The organism is Bradyrhizobium sp. Y36, from assembly GCF_002531575.1.
Lineage (GTDB): Bacteria > Pseudomonadota > Alphaproteobacteria > Rhizobiales > Xanthobacteraceae > Bradyrhizobium.
The window spans coordinates 1-17804 of record NZ_NWTI01000003.1 but is presented as its reverse complement, the minus strand read 5'-3'; the positions used below and the strand labels follow the sequence as shown (position 1 = coordinate 17804).

Genomic DNA, 17804 nt, shown 5'->3' with positions numbered 1-17804 from the left:
GCGGGCCCATAAGTTCACCTTATAGGCCTGTTCCCGCGAGGAAAACGAGGCTACATAGGCCGCCGAAAGCGGGCCGGGATCGGCCGGCAGGTTCGAGACTTCAGAGGCGGGCGCAAACGTGAATATGGACCAGTTGAAGCGGCAGGCTGCGGCGCGCGCGCTCGAAGAGGTGCGGGACGGCATGCAGCTCGGGCTCGGCACCGGCTCGACCGCCAAGCATTTCGTCGAGCTGCTCGGCGAGCGCGTCGCCGCCGGGCTCAAGGTGATCGGCGTGCCGACCTCGGAGCAGACCCGCGCGGACGCGGAGCGCTGCGGCGTGCCGCTGACCACGCTCGATGAGGTCGACCATCTCGACATCACCGTCGACGGCGCCGACGAGATCGATCCCGCGCTCAACCTGATCAAGGGCGGCGGCGGCGCGTTGCTGCGCGAGAAGATCGTGGCGGCCGCCTCGGATCGCATGATCGTGATTGCCGATGACACCAAATGGGTGCCGACGCTCGGCAAGTTTCCGCTGCCGGTCGAGGTCATCCCGTTCGGCCTCGGCGCGACGCGCCGGGCGATCGAGAAGGCATTTGCCGAATGCGGCGTTTCCGGGCAAATGGCGGTCCGCAAGGGCAAGGACGGCCACGTTTTCGTCACCGACGGCGGCCACTGGATCATCGATGCCCAGCTCGGACGGATCGAGGATCCTGCCAGCCTCGCCAAGGCGTTGAGCGCCATTCCAGGTGTGGTCGAGCACGGGCTGTTCATCGGCTTGGCCAGCTCTGCCGTTCTGGCGGGGGCTGAGGGAATTCGCGTGATTGAACGGCGCAAGCCGAAAGGAGACTAGGAATGAAGATCGTATTGAAGTTCTTGCCGGCCGTGACCCTCGCTGCGGGATTGGTCTTCCCGGCCATGGCGCAGCAGCCGGCTCCGGCCCCCAAGGCCGCGGCGGCGCCCGCCCAGCCGAAGGCCTCGCCCGCGGCGGTTGCGGCGGCCAAGGAGATCCTGCAGATCAAGAACGCCACCGCGATGTACCAGGGCGCCGTGCCCGGCCTGGTCGAGAAGACCAAGATCGCGCTGATTCAGCAGAACCTGAACTACCAGAAGGACCTCAACGAGGTGGCAGGGATCGTCGCCCAGCAGCTCAACGGCCGCCAGAACGAGATCGGCGACGGCATGGCACAGATCTATGCCAGCGAGTTCACCGAGCAGGAGCTGAAGGACCTCGTCACCTTCTACAAGTCGCCGCTGGGCAAGAAGCTGATCGACGCCGAGCCGCGCGCCATCGGCCTGTCCATGGCCTTCATGAACTCCTGGGCCCAGAACTTCTCCGAGACCGTGATGGGAGCCTTCCGCGCCGAGATGCGCAAGCGTGGCAAGGAAATCTGACCGACACTATCTGAGAGGGAGTTCCTGAAAGAGGTCGGAGTGGACAATGGCTGAATTCGACGTCGACCTCTTCGTGATCGGTGGTGGCTCGGGCGGCGTGCGTGCCGCCCGCATCGCGGCCGGTTACGGCGCCCGCGTGATGATCGCGGAAGAGTACCGCATGGGCGGCACCTGCGTGATCCGCGGCTGCGTGCCGAAGAAGCTGTTCGTGATCGGCTCGCATTTCCGTCACGAGCTGGAAGATGCCGCCGGCTTCGGCTGGACCGTTCCGCCCGCCAGCTTCGACTGGCCGACGCTGATCGCCAACAAGGACAAGGAGATCGCGCGGCTGGAGGCGGCCTATACCGCGAATGTCGAGAAGTCGGGCGCCCAGATCGTCAAGAGCCGCGCGGTGATCGAGGACAAGCACACCGTTCGCCTGCTCTCGGACGACAAGAAGATCACCGCGAAATACATCCTGATCGCCACCGGCGGCGCGCCCAACCACGGCGCTTCGATTCCCGGCATCGAGCACGTGATCTCGTCCAACGAGGCGTTTCATCTCAAGAAGCTGCCGAAGCGGATCGTGATCCAGGGCGGCGGCTATATCGCGCTGGAATTTGCCGGCATCTTCGCCGGCTTCGGCTCCGACGTCACCGTGATCTATCGCGGCGACAACATCCTTCGCGGTTTTGACGAGGATGTTCGCACCCACGTTCGTGCCGAGATGGAGAAGCAGGGCATCACCATTCTCACCGGCTGCACGGTGGCGAAGGTCGATCGCCATGGCGAGGAATTCACCACGCATCTGTCGAACGGATCGAGCATCGCCTCGGACCAGGTGATGTTCGCGATCGGCCGCCACCCGGCCGTGGCCAATCTCGGCCTGGAGAACGCCGGTGTCGCCATCAACCCGAACAATGGCGGCATCGCGGTCGACCATTTCTCGAAGAGCTCGGTCGACAGCATCTACGCGATCGGCGACGTCACCCATCGCTTCAACCTGACGCCGGTCGCGATCCGCGAGGGCCATGCCTTCGCCGACACCGTGTTCGGCAATCGCACGGTGCAGGTCGATCACTCGCACATTCCGACCGCGGTGTTCTCGCAGCCGGAGGTCGGCACCGTCGGCCTGACGGAAACCGAGGCGCGCGCGCAGTTCAGCCACGTCGACATCTACAAGACGACGTTCCGCCCGATCAAGGCGACGATGTCGGGCCGCGATACCCGCGTGCTGATGAAGCTCGTGGTCGACGGCTCGACCGATCGCGTGCTCGGCTGTCACATCGTTGGCGATTGCGCCGCCGAGGTCACGCAAGTTGTCGCGATCGCGGTGAAGATGAAGGCAACCAAGGCCGATTTCGACGCCACCATCGCGCTGCATCCGACCGCGGCCGAGGAACTCGTCACCATGCGCACGCCGACCGCGCGGCACGTGCGCCAGGCGGCGGAGTAGGGGCCTCCTAAGCGTACAGATATCCGACCGGCTTGCCGTCGGTGCGCAGCGGACGAACCTCCTTCTGGGTGATGAGCTGGCCGGCGAGGCCGTCGATCTCGTCGCGCTGGGTCGGTGTCCAGCTGCGAAGGTTGTCGATGCCCTTGAGAAGGCCGAGCCGGAGCACCTGCGTGTTCTCGCCGACTGCGACGAGGCCGATCGACTCCTTGCCCGCCGTCACCACATCGCCGGCTGACAGCTCAAAGGTCTCGCCGGACTTTCTCTTGAACTCGGCCGTGCCGCGAATGACGCGATAGATCACGACTTCGCCCTTGGCGAACGAGGCGGCATCCACAGATGCCGATGCACTCTTCGGCAGCAGCGACTGGCCGCGCGGGTCGGTTGCGATGATGTGGCCGGTGACGAGCTGGCCGCTCGGAATTTCGATGCCGATGTCGCGCACGTAGACCGGCAGCGCCGATTTGATCGAGCGGTCCGCGACCGGCTTGAACAGCGCATCCAGCGCCAGCGGATCCTGCAGCCAGAAGCCGGCGTTGGCAGGGCGATCGTGCAGCGGATGGCTCCAGGCCACGCGCGGCGTCTCGGCCTCGTCGATCTGATCCGGGCCGACGATGGTCGGATTCGGAAAGGTGGTGGGATCGGTGATGAAGGCTTCGAGGAATTTGCCGGAATAGCCCATCGAGATCGGATCGGGCACCACCGTCTGCGGTGTCTTTAAATTCTCTTCGGTCGGCAGGCCCGACCAGGTGTAGAACAGCTGGCGGTGCACGATCGCACTCTGCAGCATCACCGCGCCGGGGCCGACATTGTAGAAGCGCCCGTCATAGTCGAAGGTGAAGGCGCCCGAGGTGACCAGCACGAGCTGGAAACCGCCGGGCGGCAGATGCAGATGGAAATCGGTGGGGCCGGTGTCGGGGCGGTAGATCGGCAGGTTGGTCGCGACTTCGTGGAGCAGGAAGGTTTCGTTGTTGGCGTGAAAGCCTTCGTTGGCGCGATTGTAGAGCGCTTGCGGACGATAGGTCGCCTCGAACTTCGCGTTCTTGTCGCGATCGATCGCGACAAAGTCCTGCATGTTGAGGCGGAGCGGTACGCCGTTCGGACGGGTGAGGCCGGTCGTCTTGAGATCGCCCGCAGCATGCACGTTCATGACGTTCTCCGCTCTGCGCCGTTGCTTCGCTGACAACGTCATTGCGAATTCTGGGCCAGTTGGTTTGCGAGGCAGCAGGCGGGCCCGGCGTCGCGATTCGAGCGTGCCCGCGCGGGAGAAATCCGGAGGTTGCACGGGACGTTAGATCGACGGCTTGTTCCGATCGTCAGACGCGGTGCGAGAAGCGCCGCCTTCACTGGAGCTGCGGGGCCTGTCTAATTTGGCAGCAGGCCTCGCCAGGGCGTGTGCAGGGGCATTCGGTCGGATCGCCGCAATGCCTTCCCCAGCGCCCGGAGTTTGCGCCGCGGCCGGCGAGGCGGCGATTGACAGATTGTTCATGTTTTGTTCTTATGCTGCGACCGAGATGGAGGCAGCCATGGACAACCGCATCAACGAAATTCGCAGAACCATCAGAGCGCTCCGCGTCAGCATGCGCGAAGCCGAGGCGATCATGCATGAGCAGGTCAATCGCGGTGAGGACTGCAGCTTCGTGGCGCAGGAAGTCATGAAGATGCGTTCGGTCATGAGCCTGCTCGCGAAGGAGCGGATCGCGCTCGGCGATCACGAGCCGATCATCGTGCACAGCTTCTTCATCCCGCGGCGTCGGCCGGTGCGAAAGCCCGCCGCGGCGCCTGCGCCGACCGCCGCATCCGTGTTCCGTCCGCGCGTGGTGGCGCGGGTTTGACGCGAAGGGGCGCTCAATCCAAAGCGTGAGGCGCAGCCCGGTCCGGTTTGCCGGCCGGGCTGTCCGCCCATTTTGCCATCTCCAGGGTCCGTGCGTCGACGCCCTCGCACCAGAAGCAGTTCGGCCGTGCGCGGCCTTTTTCGGACAGGATCGGGACCAGGCTGTGGCCGCAACCGGCGCACCAGGCGATGTCAGTCATGCATTCCTCTGGGACGGACCAAATCTTGGAAATGACGTTCTCGTTCGTGAAGCTTGCGCGAGCACTATGACGGCGCTGTTGCGCCTTGCCCGATCGGGGCACTCGTCCCTGATATCGTCGATGTAGCAATCCATCGTGACACTGCTGCGATGTCGTCGCCGTTCTCCCGATAGGCGCGAAGCTGGAATTCGGCCGAGCTGCCGCGGTCCACGATGGTGCGGCAATGCCCGATCTCGGCGGTGCAGCCGAGAGCCTCCGCGTCCCCGGCGATGTCGTCGATGATTCGGGACAGCATCTCCGAGATCGTGACCGGACCGTCCCTGGAGGCAAAGATGCAATCGGTGCCGTAGCGCTGCGCGCGCCATTTGTTCTCGACCGCAATCGCGCGCTCGACCACGGTCACCTCCTTCGACAGATGCGGCCGCAAATAGAGGTGCCGCGTCAGGCAGCGATACAGCGAGGCGATGGCGACGGCATCGTCGACGAAGGTGCAGGTGTCGGGCGCGCGGAGCTCGAGCGTCGGGTGCCGCATCGAGGGCCGCATCGCCCACCAGATGTGGCTCTCGTCGGGGATGACGCCCGAGCGCTGCAACGCGCCGATATATTCGTCGTAGTCCTGCCGGCTCTCGAACAGCTCGGGCAGGCCGGTGCGCGGCAGCTCGGAATAGGCGGCGAGCCGGTAGCCCTTCAGCCCCGTCTTGTGCGAATTCCAGAACGGGGAAGAGGCCGACAGCGCGATGAACAGCGGCAGATGCGGCAGCATCGCCCGCATCACCGCCATGCGCTTCTCGGGATCGGGCAATTGCACGTGCACGTGCATGCCGCACATCATGTTGCGATGGCCGATGCTGCGCAGATCCTCGATCATCTCCTCATAGCGCGGCTTCGGGCTCGGCTGCGACATGCGCCAGACCGCGGTCGGGTGCGTGCCGCAGGCCATGATGACGAAGCCATATTGGCCGGCGACGTTCGCGACCTCGCGGCGCAGGAAGCGAAGCTCCTCGCGAGCGTCGTTGACGTCGACGTGGACGTTGGTGGCGACCTCGAGCTGGGACTGCAGCATCTCGCGCATGGCTTGGCCGCCGGTGGACCAGTTCGCCGACTCGAACAATTCGTTGGGAGTCTGGATCGCGACCTCGAAGGTGCGGCGGTCGGCCAGGAAGTATTCCTCCTCGATGCCGAACGAATACTCAGCCGCCTTGCCGCCGCCACCGGCGGAGCGAATCACGAGATGCTGCTTGTCCTGGGAGGAATCTAGGCGAAGCAGTTTCAAGACGTCCGAAGCAAATGTCATTGGCCACCCGGCAAAGGCATTACCTGCGGGCAATAATCCTTCTGGCCGGGGCGGGTTCCCGCTCGGTGCTACTGCAAATTGTCGCGTCGAACGGAACAATTTTCACGCTTTCGGACCCGCGCGCGATCAGTGCGTGGTTCGGCGGCACCTCGGTCCAGTCCGATTCCTTGTCGAACGGTTCTGACACGACGATGACCTGGCCGCCGTCCTCGCGGAAGTAGAGCGTGTTCGCGTCGTCGTTGACCGCAACACGGAAGGCGTAGAGATCGCGGCCGTTGGCGATCGCGCTGGTGAAGCGCAGCCGTTCGCGCAAGCGGCCTTCGTTGACGAGGCCGACCAGGGCCTGCAGCACGCGCTGCGTCGCTCCAAGCGGGTCGCCGTCGAGGCCGGCGCCCATCATCGCCAGGAAGACGGCTTCGGAATCGGTCGTGCCGAGGCGCGACGGATAGTAGGCATCGGGGATCAGGGCCTCGACCTTGCGCCGCAGCCGATTCCAGCTGCCGACGAATCCGTTGTGCATGAACATCCAGTGGCCGCAGGCAAAGGGATGGCAATTCTGCCGCGTGACCGCGGTGCCGGTCGCGGCGCGCACATGGGCGAAGAACAGATGCGAGCGCAGGTGCCGGCAGAGATAGCGCAGGTTTTCGTCAGACCACGCCGGCCGCGTCTCGCGATAGAGCCCGGGCTCCGGATGCTCGCCGTACCAGCCGAGACCAAAGCCGTCGCCGTTCGAGCCCGCCGTCGATTGCAGCGAGCGGATGCTCTGCGCGATCAGCGAATGCTCGGGCTCGGTAACGTAAGGCTCGAACGAGGTGGTCTCGCCTCGGTATGCGATCCAGCGGCACATGAGGTTCCTGTCGGGGATATGTCCTGACAGCACCAACAACTAGGCCCGGGCTGCGTTCCCGGGGAGATCCGGTCGCTCGTGCGTTAGTCCCGGCCGCCGAGCGTTTCGCGATAAGCCTTGCCGTAGGGGTAAAAATACTCCTTGCGGCCCTGGTCCCAGAGCGCCCTGAATCCGGGCGCTGTGATGTCCCAATCCGGGCGGCACTTCATGCTGACGGCCCTGAGGTCCTGGCGCAGCTCCTCCATGGTCGGACGCCCGAAGAACCAGTAGCCGTTGTAAATCTTGTGAATGACGAGACGGGGCTCCAGCACGATGACATGCGGGATCATCGGATTGTGGACCGGATCGGTGTATTCGGCGATGTCGAGGTCCTTCTGGACGATCCGCCTGGGGTCCGAGAGGAAGGGCCAGTGCGCGCCGGCGCCGCTGCGATATTCATTGGTCTCGGTGATGGTGTCGGTGGTGATCGTGACCAGCCGGCAATAGCCGACCTCCATCTCGCGATGGAGCTGAACCAGCCCTTCGGTCTGGCGACGATCCTTCGGGCAAAATCCGCCGCGGCCGAGCACGACGATCATGGGATCGTCGCCCTGCAGCTCGGAGAGCTTGCGGTGCTTTGCGGTGTGGTCGCTGAGTTCGTAATCCGGGAAGGTCACGCCCGGCATGATGTCAGTTCGCATCGAGCTCTCCTGTGTCCGGCGCCGATTTCATCTCTAGAGATCGATCACGACGTCGCCTTGCGGTCGTGCGCAGCAGATCAGCAGATTTCCCTCTGCCGGCGGGTCGAGCGGATCCGGCGCGTAGCTGACCTCTCCGGCCACGAGCCCGCTCTCGCAGTTGTGGCAAACCCCGCTTCGGCACGACCAGCGCACCGGGACATCGCATGCCTCGGCGAGCTCGAGCAGGCTGGCGTAGGATGGTCCCCAGCAGACATTGAGGCCGCTGCGGGTGAACGACACCATGGGACCCGGGCCGCGCGCTCCGGCCGGCTGATGGGGAATCGTCTTCGCCGCAGCCGTGATACCCGGTGTCAGCGAGGGCTTGCTGCCGAACAGCTCGGTGTGGATACGATCGGGCGCGACACCCAGCGCGGCGAGACCGGTGGTCAGGGCGCTCATGAAGGCCATAGGTCCGCAGAGATAGAAATCGCCGTCTCTGGGAACGTCGAGCATCTGGAGCCGCTGTCGATCCAGGCGACCTATGCTGTCGAAATCGGCTCCCGGACGGTCGGCCGGATCGGGGGCGCTGAAGCAGACATGACTGTGATGACGCGCCAATCCTGCAAGAAGTCCGCGCGCCTCGGCCGCGAACGGATGCTCACGGCCGTTGCGTGTGCCATGCAGCCACCAGACATCCCGCGTCGTGTGCTCCGCGGCGAGGGCGTGCAGCATGGCGAGCACCGGCGTCACGCCGATGCCCGCGCTCAGCAGCACCACGGGCCGTGTATCGGCGTGGAGGGTGAAACTGCCGCGCGGCGCACCGACCGGCACGATATCGCCGGCCTGGATCGTCTCGGCGACATAGAAGCTGGCCGCGCCGTGCGCCTCGCGCTTGATGCTGATGCGATAGGATGCCGCGTCGGCGCGGCTCGACAGCGAATAGCTGCGCGTCATCGCGGACGGCCCCAGCCGCACGACCACGAATTGACCTGGCAGAGCGGCCGCCAACGGCTGTCCATCCGCAGGCTCGAGGATCAGCGAGGTCACGCTGGCACTTTCGGTGATCTTGCGCGTCACGCGGAAGGGGCGGAAGCCGCGCCAGGCCGGCGCCGGACTAGCGGTTGGGCCAAGCCCGGCGTTTCCCGCTGCGGGGCTGTCCTTCTGCGCGAGCAGCGCTGCGAAGGACTGATTCCAGCCGCGGCTCAGCGCCGGAATTTTCAGCGCGCGCGCGAGGCGCTCGGGCGGATGAGGGGGCAAGTAAAGCAGCGCATCGATCTCGGCTACGCTCATGCCTTCCGGACCGCTTTCGACCTGCACGATCTCGTCGCCGGCCTCGACGTCGCCTTCCTCGATGACACGGAAGTAGAAGCCCGGCCGGCCGTGCTTGACGAGCAGCGCGGGCATATCAGGCTCGTCCATGCGAATGCCGAGCCGGTAGCAGGTGACGCGCGGCTGCGTGACCTCGAACAGGGCGGTGCCGATCCTGTAGCGATCACCGATGCAGACCTCGGTGTCGGCCAGGCCCTCGACGGTAAAGTTCTCGCCGAATTGACCATGAACGAGGTCGGACCGGCCGAGATGCTTTTGCCAGTATCGATAGGATTCGTCCTGGTAGACGAAGACGGCGCGCTGCTCGCCGCCGTGACCCGCCGTATCGCCCTGGCCGTCGCCGTCGATGTTGAGCCGGCGTACCCGGCGCGGGCCCGTGACGGGAGTCTTCCAGATTCCGGTGTGGACGGTCCTGCCTTGCCAGGCGACGTCGCGCGGCAAGCCGACATTGAGGGAGAGCAGACGAGCCATCGGTTTCCTCGATCGTGGAGGCGTATTCCCCGACCTGGCGGGGCGCCCGCACGGTAATCTGCACCCTAATCGGATTGTTGGCCCGTTAGTGATTGTTAGACGTTGCGAGCCGGCCGGCGGCAGTGGGCAGTGCAGAGCCGCACGCACGAGGCTGGATCAGTCAGCCCGGCAACATGGAACCCGATGCGGCGGCTGGTCGCAGTCCTCTCGCCTTGATTCCGACGAGCCCAGCTTTATCTCTGACACGAACAAGAATCCGGGCCCCTCTGGCGAGGACGCCGACAATGTCGGCAAACCTCGCGATGTCGGATGACCTGTCCCGCGCGAATGCGATGGATTGGCCGATCGTCGGGCCCTCGATGTTCTCTCCGACCCCATCGTCCCCATCGCAGCTCCGTGCGGCCATTTCGCAAGATTGAGGAGCAACGATGACTGACGCCAAGCATTCAAATCCTATCGAGATCGAGATCGCGGAGCCGTCCAGCCTGAACGAGCAGGCTGCGGCCGCGCTGGTGATTGCCGGCGCGCTCGTTGCCGTGGCCGACCGGCAGGTCTCGCCGGTCGAGCGTGACGAGGTGATCCGGTTCATCCGCGATCGCGGATTGGCGCCGCATCTCGACGACGAGAGGCTGTTTGCGATGTTCGACGCCCTCGCGGAGCGGCTGGAGGAGCCGGATTTCGCCAATGTTGTGATCGACACGCTGCGGCCGGTCTCGGACATGCCGCTGTCGTCGCATCTGATGGAATTGTCGGAGCGCGTCGCCGCCGCCGACGAAGACGTTCATCCCCATGAGGTGCAGGCGATCAAACTGTTGCGCCTGCTGACCTTGGTGCTGCCGCGTGCCAAGCCGGTGACATCGGTCAAGGAGCGCATCGGACAGCCGATGACAGAGGAGTAAGCATGAGCGCAGCATCGAACGAGCGTGGCAATGAGGCTGCAGGTTCCGCCGGCGAGATGGCCGGCGGTGACCCGCGCCTCGACAAGCTCGTCGATCGGCTGCCGCCACGAATGGGTGACACGGTCACCTATCTGCTCAAACCGTCGAACCGCTGGGTCAGAATTCCCTCGGGCGCGCTGCTCATCGTGGGCGGCGTGCTGTCCTTCCTGCCGATTCTCGGCGTCTGGATGCTGCCGCTCGGCCTCGCGCTGCTTGCCGAGGACGTGCCTGCGCTGCGCTCCTCACGTTCGAAGGTGCTGGATTGGGTCGAGCGGAAGAGGCCGCACTGGCTCGACCCGTCCGCACCGAAAAATGATCAATCATGACTGAATTCATCACTGCCGACGCGCTCACCGCGCTGCTCCAAGTCGTCCTGATCGACCTCGTTCTTGCCGGCGACAACGCCGTCGTCATCGGCCTTGCCGCCGCCGGCCTGCCGGCCGAGCAGCGCCGCCGCGCCATCATTGTCGGCATCGCGGCCGCCACGGTCCTCCGCATCGTCTTTGCCGGTGTCGCGACCCAGCTGCTGCAGGTCATCGGCCTCTTGCTCGCCGGCGGCGTGCTGCTGCTCTGGGTGTGCTGGAAGATGTGGCGGGAGCTGCGCGAGCAGGCCCATGAAGGCCAGCTCGCGTTCAGCCACGGCGGCGGCGCGGCCGGCGCGTCGGTGCAGCGAAAGACTTTCGGCCAGGCCGCGTTGCAGATCATCGCCGCCGACGTCTCGATGTCGCTGGACAACGTGCTCGCGGTCGCGGGTGCCGCGCGCGAGCATCCCTACATCCTGGCCTTCGGCCTGTTGCTGTCGGTCGCCCTGATGGGCGTCGCCGCCGATCTGCTCGGGCGCGTGCTCCAGAAGCAGCGCTGGATCGCCTATGTCGGCCTCGCCATCATCATTTACGTCGCCTTCGAGATGATCTATCGGGGCTCGCTGGAGCTCGCCCCCGTCATCGCGAGTCTCTGACGCGGTATTTTGACAATCCGGAGTAAGTCATGACGTCCGAACCCAAAGCACCTTCGGCGCAGCCGGTGCCGCCGCGCCTCGGCCTGTTCGCCCAGCTCATCTTCGGCTCGCGCTGGCTGCAGGTGCCGCTCTATGTCGGCCTGATCGTCGCGCAGGCCGTCTACGTGCTGCTGTTCCTGAAGGAGCTCTGGCATCTGGTCTTGCACTCGTTCGACGCCAGCGAACAGCAGATCATGCTGGTCGTGCTCGGGCTGATCGACGTCGTCATGATCTCGAACCTTCTGATCATGGTGATCGTCGGCGGCTACGAGACCTTCGTGTCCCGGCTGAACCTCACCGGCCATCCCGACGAGCCGGAATGGCTCAGCCACGTCAATGCCAGCGTGCTCAAGATCAAGCTCGCGATGGCGATCATCGGCATCTCCTCGATCTCGCTGCTCAGGACCTTCATCGAGGCCGGCAATCTCGGCACGACGCGCAGCAATTTCACCGAGACCGGTGTGATGTGGCAGGTGCTGATCCACATGACCTTCATCGTCTCCGCGATCGGCATCGCCTGGGTCGACCGCCTCAGCGACAACGGCCATCGCAAGGAGGCCGACCACGGCTGAACCCGCGGCGAGGGGCCTCCGGCGCCATGAAGCCTGATTGAACACACGGTTCGTCGCGTGCGGTTGTTTGGCCCGCATGCGGGTCTGTCGCCCTTCATCACGAGGCATCGAACGGGGCACGGTCGCAACAAGTCCTGCCCCAGCCGATGCCCGAAATGACGGAGCGGCCGAACTTGCGGCTCAATCGGCCTTCGCGCGTCCCATCTCGTTCAAATAGGCGGCCCAATCGAATTGAAAGGGGCCAAGGTCGAGCGTGGACGCAGGATCGAATCCATTCTCATACGCGAAATCGGACCACTGCACGCCCCCGTCGGTTCGCGAAACACGAGCGGTAATCGCACCACAAGCGACGTCGCCACATTCCGGGCAGACAAACAAGGCCACGCGGTGCCCCCCTGTAGGGACATCCGAAGTCAACAGAGCAGCCGTCTCGCCGTTGACCCGCCGCGCTATCTCGCGTTCGAATTGCGGATTCGATAGAGAGCCGCACATGTCGTATTCGGCGGCCCGGGTGGCTTCGAAGAGAGATACGCCGTTGACGATAAAATCAAACGAGTGCCGCTCCAGTTTCTGAGGATTTGTGCTTTCGATCCGATGAAGGGCCGCAAGTCTTATCTGATCGCTCAACGCGGCCGATCCATTCATGATTTCCGCGAACGGGCGATGTCGCTCCTGAGCGCTTGCAGCTCCTTGCGGACGGCGCGTGCGGCGTCGCGCTCGATCTTGCGGTAGCGTGCGACCAGGCCTTCGCCGAACGGCGTCAGCATCGCGCCGCCGCCGTTCTTGCCGCCGGCCTGCGGCTCGACCACGGCATGTCCGCAGATGCGCTTGATCTCGCCGACGAGATCCCAGGCCCGCTTGTAGGACATGTCCATGGCGCGGCCGGCCGCCGAGATCGAGCCGTGCTCGCGGATCTGCTCCAGCAGCTCGATCTTGCCGGGACCGATCCGGTCCTCGGCATCGAGGTCGATGCGAAGGCTCAGCTGGGGCAGCGATCTGGCGCTCGCGCGCGACATGACGGGTCTCTCAATTTCTGCTGTCCGACCTTGCCACTCCAGCCCGTCGCGGACAAGCGCGGCCGCGCCATGCGATCTCGCTCAGCGCACGGCGTGCATCTCCAGAAATGCTTTCACGCCGGTCACGGTGCCGGTGTCCGACGGCACGTAGCCGGGCAGGGTGGCGATCGCCGCGCGGAAATCGGCGCTGCGGATGATCTCCAGGATGCGCTGCATCGGCTCCGTCTCGAGAAAGGTCCGCTTGCAGACGAAGAAATAGTCCTCGGTGAGGATGCGGATGAAGTCGAGCCCGAAATGCCGGGCGGCGGCTTCGACGCCGAAGCTCGCATCCGCCATGCCGCTTGCGACATAGGCCGCGACCGCAGCATGGGTGAACTCGATCTGCTGGGCGCCGTTGATCCTGCTCTCGTCGATGCCGTGCGCCGCGAGCAGCTGGTCGAACAACAGGCGCGTGCCGGAATCGTGGTCGCGGTTGACGAACCGAACGTTTGGCCTGGCAAGGTCGTCGAGCGAGGCGATGCGCTGCGGATTGCCGCGCGCCACCATCAGGCCCATCTCGCGGGTGACGAAGCTGATGATGCGGTCCTCGCGCGGATCGAGCCATTCGCGCGCGGCCTTGATGCCCTGCGCGCGCAGCGCGCCGTGCGGCAGATGCAGGCCGGAGAGGTCGCAGGCGCCTTGCGCCAGTGCGACCAGCGAATGCTGGTTGCTGACATAGCGTAAGTCCACGCCGATGCCGGGCTCGCGGTCGAGGAATTCGCGCAGCTTGGCGACCGCAAAGCCGTGGCTGGCGTGAACGCGGATCACGGAGGGGCGCTGTTCGAGGAACGGCTTGATCTCGCTGGCCAGCTCCTGCGCAAGGTTTTCGAGTTGCGGCCCGAGCCGCGCCTGCATGCGTTCGCCCGCCCAGACCAGCCGCTCGCCGAACGGCGTGAGTTTCGAGCCCTTGCCGCGCTGGGTCTCGACCAGGGGCGTTCCGAAGAACTCCGACCATTGCTCGATCAAATTCCAGACGTGCCGGTAGGAGAGGTGCGCATCGCTGGCGGCGCTGGTGATCTTGCCGGTCTTGCGGATCTCGTTGAGCACGCCGAGCATGACGACGACGGTGCGCGGGCTGCCCTCCCGGCGAAACCGCCAGACGGCCTCGATCTCGATCTGGAGCATCGTGCCTCCTTATGAACTAGACTTCATATATGGGGCGTCCATTTGCAGACCGTCTCATATTTACTTCGGGCGACTTGCGCCTAGTCTGGTATACCAGAACAGGAGGAAATATGATGTCTGTTGCATATGATTTTGCACATTCGCCGGCCACTGAATTCATGGCCCGGCCGCAGCATCTGCTCATCGACGGCCGCCGCGTCCCCGCCAGCTCCGGCCGCACCTTCAAGTCGCTCAATCCCGCCACCGGGCAGGTCATCGCAACCATCGCCGAGGGCGGCGAGGCCGACGTCGAGATGGCCGTGGCGGCGGCGCGCCGGGCGTTCGAGGGACCGTGGCGCACGATGCGGGCGTCGGAGCGCGGCCGGATCCTGATGCGCTGGGCCGAGCTCTTGAAGCTCAACGCGGAGGAGATCATCGAGCTGGAGTCGATCGACGCCGGCAAGCCGATCGCCGCAACCACGCGCCAGGATTTTCCCGCCGCCGTGGACACGCTGATCTACTACGCCGGCTGGGCCGACAAGATCAGCGGCGACGTCGTGCCGGTGCGCGAGGACGCGCTGACCTATACCGTGCGCGAGCCGGTCGGCGTGGTCGCGGCGATCGTGCCGTGGAATTTCCCGCTCATGATCGGCATGTGGAAGCTCGCCCCCGCGCTCGCCTGCGGCTGCACCATCGTGATGAAGCCGGCCGAGCTGACCTCGCTGTCGGCGCTGCGCATCGCCGAGCTTGCGCTCGAAGCCGGTGTGCCGGCGGGCGTGTTCAACGTGGTGACCGGGCCAGGCCGCGTCGTCGGCGATGCCCTTGTCAATCACCCCGACGTCGACAAGGTAACCTTCACCGGCTCGCCCGGTGTTGGGCGCGGAATCATGAAGGGCGCGGCGAGCAACTTCAAGCGCGTCTCGCTCGAACTCGGCGGCAAGTCGGCCAATGTGATTTTCGACGACGCCGATCTCGAGGCCGCCAGCAAGGCCGCGGCCTCCGGCATCTTCTTCAATGCCGGGCAGGTCTGCTCGGCCGGCTCGCGCGTGCTGGTGCAGGAGAAGGCCTATGACGAAGTCGTCGAGCGGCTGGCGGCCCGCGCGAAGTCGATCCGGATCGGCGATCCGCTCGATCGCAAGACGGCGCTCGGCCCCGTCATCTCCGAGAAGCAGATGAAATCGATCCTCGACTATGTCGAGATCGGCCAGAGGGAGGGAGCGCGGCTCGTCACCGGCGGGATGCGGATCGGCGACCGCGGCTATTTCATCAGCCCGACCGTGTTTGCCGATGTCGCCCACGAGATGCGAATCTCGCAGGAGGAGATTTTTGGCCCCGTCGTCAGCGTCATCAAGTTCACCGACGAAGCCGATGCGCTCAGGATCGCCAACGGCACGGCTTACAGCCTTGCCGCCGGCGTCTGGAGCCGCGACATCGGCAAGCTGCAGCGCTTCGCCAAACGGGCGCGCGCCGGCACGGTCTGGATGAACACCTATGGCTACACCGACGTGCGCCTGCCCTGGGGCGGCGAACGCGACTCCGGCCTCGGCCGCGAGCACGGCACCGCCGCACTCGACAATTTCACCGAGCCCAAGGCTGTCTGGATGAATCTGGCCGTCTGAAAACCTCCCGATCGGCCAATCCTGGGCCCGCCTGACCCGGTCAGGCGGGCCCTCTTTTCAAGATCGATAAAATTGTCTGCATTCCCTTCAGCGGCGGCCAACCCTGCGGACAAGAACCGCGTGGCGTAAACCGGGACTTTGGAACCAGCGTGCATCCTGCCTGCAAAAGGGTGGGGCATCAAAATGTCTGTCTTCAAGGAGGTCGTCGCTGCCGTCGTGGGAGTCTATGCGCTCCTGTTCGCCTGCGACGCAGTGTTCGGGGTCGGCGAGGTCCGCTTCGACGACAATTATTACAGCGCCAGCTTCTACGCGCCGCGGCCCCAGGAATTCCGCTTCGCAGACGGGACCACGCCGGCCACACGTGTCAGCGATGCCTTCGCCCAGTTCTCGGCCGGCGAAGCCAAGCCGAACAGGCGCTACTCGTCGCTGACGACGATCATCCGGTAGGGCCTGAACTCATCAGGCGACTATCCGCCGGACGTCCGGTTTGCCGCCGGAATCGGCCTAGCAGCGGATGGCTTCCGAGGTCGCTGATGGGCCAGAAGCAGAAGAAAACACTTCCCAAGTCGCCTCAGACATCGCCCCACAACGTAGCAAAGCCGAAGGTGAACGACCGAAAGACGAACTCATCGCGCTCGATGATCATTGGTGGGCCCATCCCGCCCCAGTTTGAGTGACCGGAGACCTCAATGCCGTCGATGAAGTTGACCTGGGGCAAGCGTATGTAGGGAATGGACGGATGTGCGTTGGGATCGGAATACTCCACGCCGGTGGGGAACTCCGAGACCGTAGGCCGGCAGTACCCAAATCCTCTAGTTGCTCCGTCGCGGAAATCGATACTTGCACCAACATGCGGCCCGTTTCGAAGTAGAGTCTCCGCGCGTGTCGCGGCGTCTGGGGGCCACGGCAAGGTAATCCAGCCGCCAATATCGGGATAATAAGAAGAGGCAATGAACCGCGTGTGCTTTTCAGGTCGGTCCAAACCGCGTCGGGGCATCCCTAACGTCGGCACAAATTCATGCTGCATGACTTGATTGGCCGGATACGGTGTCGCCCCATCATGATCCGTCAGTACGGGGTGACCGTAAGTGAATGGATGGATCGCCTCGCTATCGTGCTGCGTCGCGGGCAGCCAAAACCGCGGCCTTTCGGCCGGCCAAAGTTCATGCGCACGGTCTTTCCCTTGCCCGAAGAGCCGATAGCGGGCGTAGCTAAAACAAACAACTCCCATTGGAATACGCGCTGCGGGTATTCCGCGGCTCTTGAGCGCTGCCGCGCCGGCCCGCGTCCAATACGAAGAGCGTGTGATTAGATTGGCTTGCTCGCGACGAAATTGATCAAATCCCTTACGATCGGCGCGTTCGATCGTAGCGCCGCCAAACCTCAGGACTGATAGCGGACTGTCATACGCATCGTCCGACATATAGGCCGTGCCAAACGCCAGCGTCTCGGCATCATCAAAGACGACGACGGCCGGTAACAAGTCTTTGGCAACTCCGCCGTTCTCAGTTGTCTCACCGCGGCAGGCTTGTGGCGGAACAAGGACAAGCCCTTTGCCATCACTCATCCGCCGGCCGAACACGCCTGGCGCAACCCCAAGCTCTGACGTGCGACTACCATCCGCGTAATTGATTTGGCGCCCCCCGCAAGTGACGACGATGTCGAAGTCTTGCGGCTCGCCTTTATAGGCAAGCTTTACCTTCAAGCGATAGTAGGTCCCGGTTTCCTCCTGTACAGATTTGACAAAATCCCAGTTGCCGCGAAGTGCTTGGATGACCGGTGAATGCTTCGCAGCAACGATGGCCGCAGCAGATGCGACCACTCCGACCAGGAACAGGAGAGCTATCTTGGCCTTCATACTTGCTTCAAGGGTTCCAACGGTCACGACGGCCCGGCGCGCGCCCGGGGCAGTCTCCTCCCCTACACGCAACACGATCGACGACCGCAACTTACGCAACCGAAGGTTAAGGCACAGTTTGCTCCAACTGCAACTTTGTTGACTTCCGCTTTGGGTCGATTTCGTTGAAAAAGGCAGCGGCAATCCGATGGATTGGCGCCAGCTCCGAAGCGGCCTAGCGC

At 64.4% G+C, this 17804-nt stretch carries 20 protein-coding genes; 10 read left to right on the top strand and 10 right to left on the bottom strand.

What is annotated here, in order from left to right:
- The first annotated feature begins 118 nt into the window (after positions 1 to 118).
- Genes rpiA through gor form a run of 3 tightly spaced genes read left to right on the top strand, consistent with a single transcriptional unit; the run spans position 119 to position 2809 of the window.
- Entirely contained in the window at positions 119 to 832 is a 714-nt protein-coding gene (gene rpiA, locus CO669_RS06760; RefSeq protein ID WP_097659006.1) for a ribose-5-phosphate isomerase RpiA, read from the top strand.
- A gap of 2 nt (positions 833 to 834) precedes the next feature.
- Positions 835 to 1374 carry a DUF2059 domain-containing protein gene (locus tag CO669_RS06755; RefSeq protein ID WP_097659005.1) on the top strand — a complete coding sequence of 180 codons (540 nt, stop codon included), beginning with the start codon at positions 835 to 837 and terminating at the stop codon, positions 1372 to 1374.
- A gap of 46 nt (positions 1375 to 1420) precedes the next feature.
- The gene (gor, locus tag CO669_RS06750) at positions 1421 to 2809 is read left to right on the top strand and encodes a glutathione-disulfide reductase (RefSeq protein WP_097659004.1); all 1389 of its coding nucleotides are present in this window, start codon (positions 1421 to 1423) and stop codon (positions 2807 to 2809) included.
- Positions 2810 to 2816: 7 nt separating this feature from the next.
- On the opposite strand, the gene CO669_RS06745 is transcribed toward gor, so the two are convergent.
- On the bottom strand, positions 2817 to 3956 hold the full coding sequence (locus CO669_RS06745) for a hypothetical protein (RefSeq protein ID WP_097659003.1): 1140 nt from the start codon (positions 3954 to 3956) through the stop codon (positions 2817 to 2819).
- 376 nt (positions 3957 to 4332) lie between these two features.
- Between CO669_RS06745 and CO669_RS06740 the strand changes: the two genes are divergently transcribed.
- On the top strand, positions 4333 to 4641 hold the full coding sequence (locus tag CO669_RS06740) for a hypothetical protein (protein ID WP_245444201.1): 309 nt from the start codon (positions 4333 to 4335) through the stop codon (positions 4639 to 4641).
- A 13-nt stretch (positions 4642 to 4654) separates the two neighbouring features.
- Here CO669_RS06740 and CO669_RS06735 read toward each other — a convergent pair whose 3' ends face one another.
- The 5 genes from CO669_RS06735 to CO669_RS06715 all read right to left on the bottom strand — a co-directional run bounded on the left by CO669_RS06735 (position 4655) and on the right by CO669_RS06715 (position 9440).
- The gene (locus CO669_RS06735; RefSeq protein ID WP_097659002.1) at positions 4655 to 4840 is read right to left on the bottom strand and encodes a hypothetical protein; all 186 of its coding nucleotides are present in this window, start codon (positions 4838 to 4840) and stop codon (positions 4655 to 4657) included.
- A gap of 64 nt (positions 4841 to 4904) precedes the next feature.
- Positions 4905 to 6134, bottom strand: coding sequence for a carboxylate-amine ligase (locus tag CO669_RS06730; RefSeq protein ID WP_097659001.1), 1230 nt, complete (start codon positions 6132 to 6134; stop codon positions 4905 to 4907).
- Between the two features lie 19 nt (positions 6135 to 6153).
- Positions 6154 to 6981, bottom strand: a complete 828-nt coding sequence (locus tag CO669_RS06725) for a class II glutamine amidotransferase (protein WP_097659000.1) — start codon at positions 6979 to 6981, stop codon at positions 6154 to 6156.
- Between the two features lie 83 nt (positions 6982 to 7064).
- Entirely contained in the window at positions 7065 to 7661 is a 597-nt protein-coding gene (locus tag CO669_RS06720; RefSeq protein ID WP_097658999.1) for a redoxin domain-containing protein, read from the bottom strand.
- A 33-nt stretch (positions 7662 to 7694) separates the two neighbouring features.
- Positions 7695 to 9440 (bottom strand): MOSC and FAD-binding oxidoreductase domain-containing protein, encoded by a 1746-nt coding sequence (locus tag CO669_RS06715; RefSeq protein WP_097658998.1) that lies wholly within the window; start codon positions 9438 to 9440, stop codon positions 7695 to 7697.
- 428 nt (positions 9441 to 9868) lie between these two features.
- Here CO669_RS06715 and CO669_RS06705 point away from each other — a divergent pair, with 428 nt between their 5' ends.
- Genes CO669_RS06705 through CO669_RS06690 form a run of 4 tightly spaced genes read left to right on the top strand, consistent with a single transcriptional unit; the run spans position 9869 to position 11947 of the window.
- Positions 9869 to 10339 carry a tellurite resistance TerB family protein gene (locus CO669_RS06705; RefSeq protein WP_097658996.1) on the top strand — a complete coding sequence of 157 codons (471 nt, stop codon included), beginning with the start codon at positions 9869 to 9871 and terminating at the stop codon, positions 10337 to 10339.
- A 2-nt stretch (positions 10340 to 10341) separates the two neighbouring features.
- Positions 10342 to 10704, top strand: coding sequence for a hypothetical protein (locus CO669_RS06700; RefSeq protein WP_097658995.1), 363 nt, complete (start codon positions 10342 to 10344; stop codon positions 10702 to 10704).
- On the top strand, positions 10701 to 11336 hold the full coding sequence (locus tag CO669_RS06695) for a TerC family protein (RefSeq protein WP_097658994.1): 636 nt from the start codon (positions 10701 to 10703) through the stop codon (positions 11334 to 11336). The genes CO669_RS06700 and CO669_RS06695 overlap by 4 nt, the downstream gene beginning before the upstream one ends.
- 29 nt (positions 11337 to 11365) lie before the next feature.
- On the top strand, positions 11366 to 11947 hold the full coding sequence (locus CO669_RS06690; RefSeq protein ID WP_097658993.1) for a TIGR00645 family protein: 582 nt from the start codon (positions 11366 to 11368) through the stop codon (positions 11945 to 11947).
- Positions 11948 to 12127: 180 nt separating this feature from the next.
- Here the strand turns inward: CO669_RS06690 and CO669_RS06685 are convergent, their stop codons facing one another.
- From CO669_RS06685 to CO669_RS06675, 3 genes are all read right to left on the bottom strand, one after another.
- Positions 12128 to 12574, bottom strand: coding sequence for a hypothetical protein (locus CO669_RS06685; RefSeq protein WP_143278627.1), 447 nt, complete (start codon positions 12572 to 12574; stop codon positions 12128 to 12130).
- A 14-nt stretch (positions 12575 to 12588) separates the two neighbouring features.
- Positions 12589 to 12963 carry a winged helix-turn-helix domain-containing protein gene (locus tag CO669_RS06680; protein WP_097658991.1) on the bottom strand — a complete coding sequence of 125 codons (375 nt, stop codon included), beginning with the start codon at positions 12961 to 12963 and terminating at the stop codon, positions 12589 to 12591.
- Positions 12964 to 13044: 81 nt separating this feature from the next.
- On the bottom strand, positions 13045 to 14127 hold the full coding sequence (locus CO669_RS06675; protein ID WP_097658990.1) for a substrate-binding domain-containing protein: 1083 nt from the start codon (positions 14125 to 14127) through the stop codon (positions 13045 to 13047).
- Positions 14128 to 14240: 113 nt separating this feature from the next.
- Here CO669_RS06675 and CO669_RS06670 point away from each other — a divergent pair, with 113 nt between their 5' ends.
- The gene (locus tag CO669_RS06670; protein ID WP_198963904.1) at positions 14241 to 15725 is read left to right on the top strand and encodes an aldehyde dehydrogenase family protein; all 1485 of its coding nucleotides are present in this window, start codon (positions 14241 to 14243) and stop codon (positions 15723 to 15725) included.
- A 183-nt stretch (positions 15726 to 15908) separates the two neighbouring features.
- Positions 15909 to 16172, top strand: coding sequence for a hypothetical protein (locus CO669_RS06665; protein WP_097658988.1), 264 nt, complete (start codon positions 15909 to 15911; stop codon positions 16170 to 16172).
- Between the two features lie 124 nt (positions 16173 to 16296).
- On the opposite strand, the gene CO669_RS06660 is transcribed toward CO669_RS06665, so the two are convergent.
- Positions 16297 to 17804, bottom strand: a 1508-nt coding sequence (locus tag CO669_RS06660; RefSeq protein WP_210202676.1) for a hypothetical protein, incomplete at its 5' end; no start/stop codon positions are given.

Excerpts from the sequence above, each read along its gene's own strand:
- CO669_RS06670 (WP_198963904.1), top strand. The coding sequence starts at position 14,241 with ATGTCTGTTGCATATGATTTTGCACATTCGCCGGCCACTGAATTCATG.
- CO669_RS06690 (WP_097658993.1), top strand. The coding sequence starts at position 11,366 with ATGACGTCCGAACCCAAAGCACCTTCGGCGCAGCCGGTGCCGCCGCGC.
- CO669_RS06705 (WP_097658996.1), top strand. The coding sequence starts at position 9,869 with ATGACTGACGCCAAGCATTCAAATCCTATCGAGATCGAGATCGCGGAG.
- CO669_RS06735 (WP_097659002.1), bottom strand. The coding sequence starts at position 4,840 with ATGACTGACATCGCCTGGTGCGCCGGTTGCGGCCACAGCCTGGTCCCG.
- gor (WP_097659004.1), top strand. The coding sequence starts at position 1,421 with ATGGCTGAATTCGACGTCGACCTCTTCGTGATCGGTGGTGGCTCGGGC.
- CO669_RS06700 (WP_097658995.1), top strand. The coding sequence starts at position 10,342 with ATGAGCGCAGCATCGAACGAGCGTGGCAATGAGGCTGCAGGTTCCGCC.
- CO669_RS06745 (WP_097659003.1), bottom strand. The coding sequence starts at position 3,956 with ATGAACGTGCATGCTGCGGGCGATCTCAAGACGACCGGCCTCACCCGT.
- CO669_RS06695 (WP_097658994.1), top strand. The coding sequence starts at position 10,701 with ATGACTGAATTCATCACTGCCGACGCGCTCACCGCGCTGCTCCAAGTC.
- CO669_RS06675 (WP_097658990.1), bottom strand. The coding sequence starts at position 14,127 with ATGCTCCAGATCGAGATCGAGGCCGTCTGGCGGTTTCGCCGGGAGGGC.
- CO669_RS06665 (WP_097658988.1), top strand. The coding sequence starts at position 15,909 with ATGTCTGTCTTCAAGGAGGTCGTCGCTGCCGTCGTGGGAGTCTATGCG.
- CO669_RS06720 (WP_097658999.1), bottom strand. The coding sequence starts at position 7,661 with ATGCGAACTGACATCATGCCGGGCGTGACCTTCCCGGATTACGAACTC.
- CO669_RS06715 (WP_097658998.1), bottom strand. The coding sequence starts at position 9,440 with ATGGCTCGTCTGCTCTCCCTCAATGTCGGCTTGCCGCGCGACGTCGCC.
- CO669_RS06725 (WP_097659000.1), bottom strand. The coding sequence starts at position 6,981 with ATGTGCCGCTGGATCGCATACCGAGGCGAGACCACCTCGTTCGAGCCT.
- CO669_RS06730 (WP_097659001.1), bottom strand. The coding sequence starts at position 6,134 with ATGACATTTGCTTCGGACGTCTTGAAACTGCTTCGCCTAGATTCCTCC.
- CO669_RS06740 (WP_245444201.1), top strand. The coding sequence starts at position 4,333 with ATGGACAACCGCATCAACGAAATTCGCAGAACCATCAGAGCGCTCCGC.
- CO669_RS06680 (WP_097658991.1), bottom strand. The coding sequence starts at position 12,963 with ATGTCGCGCGCGAGCGCCAGATCGCTGCCCCAGCTGAGCCTTCGCATC.
- CO669_RS06755 (WP_097659005.1), top strand. The coding sequence starts at position 835 with ATGAAGATCGTATTGAAGTTCTTGCCGGCCGTGACCCTCGCTGCGGGA.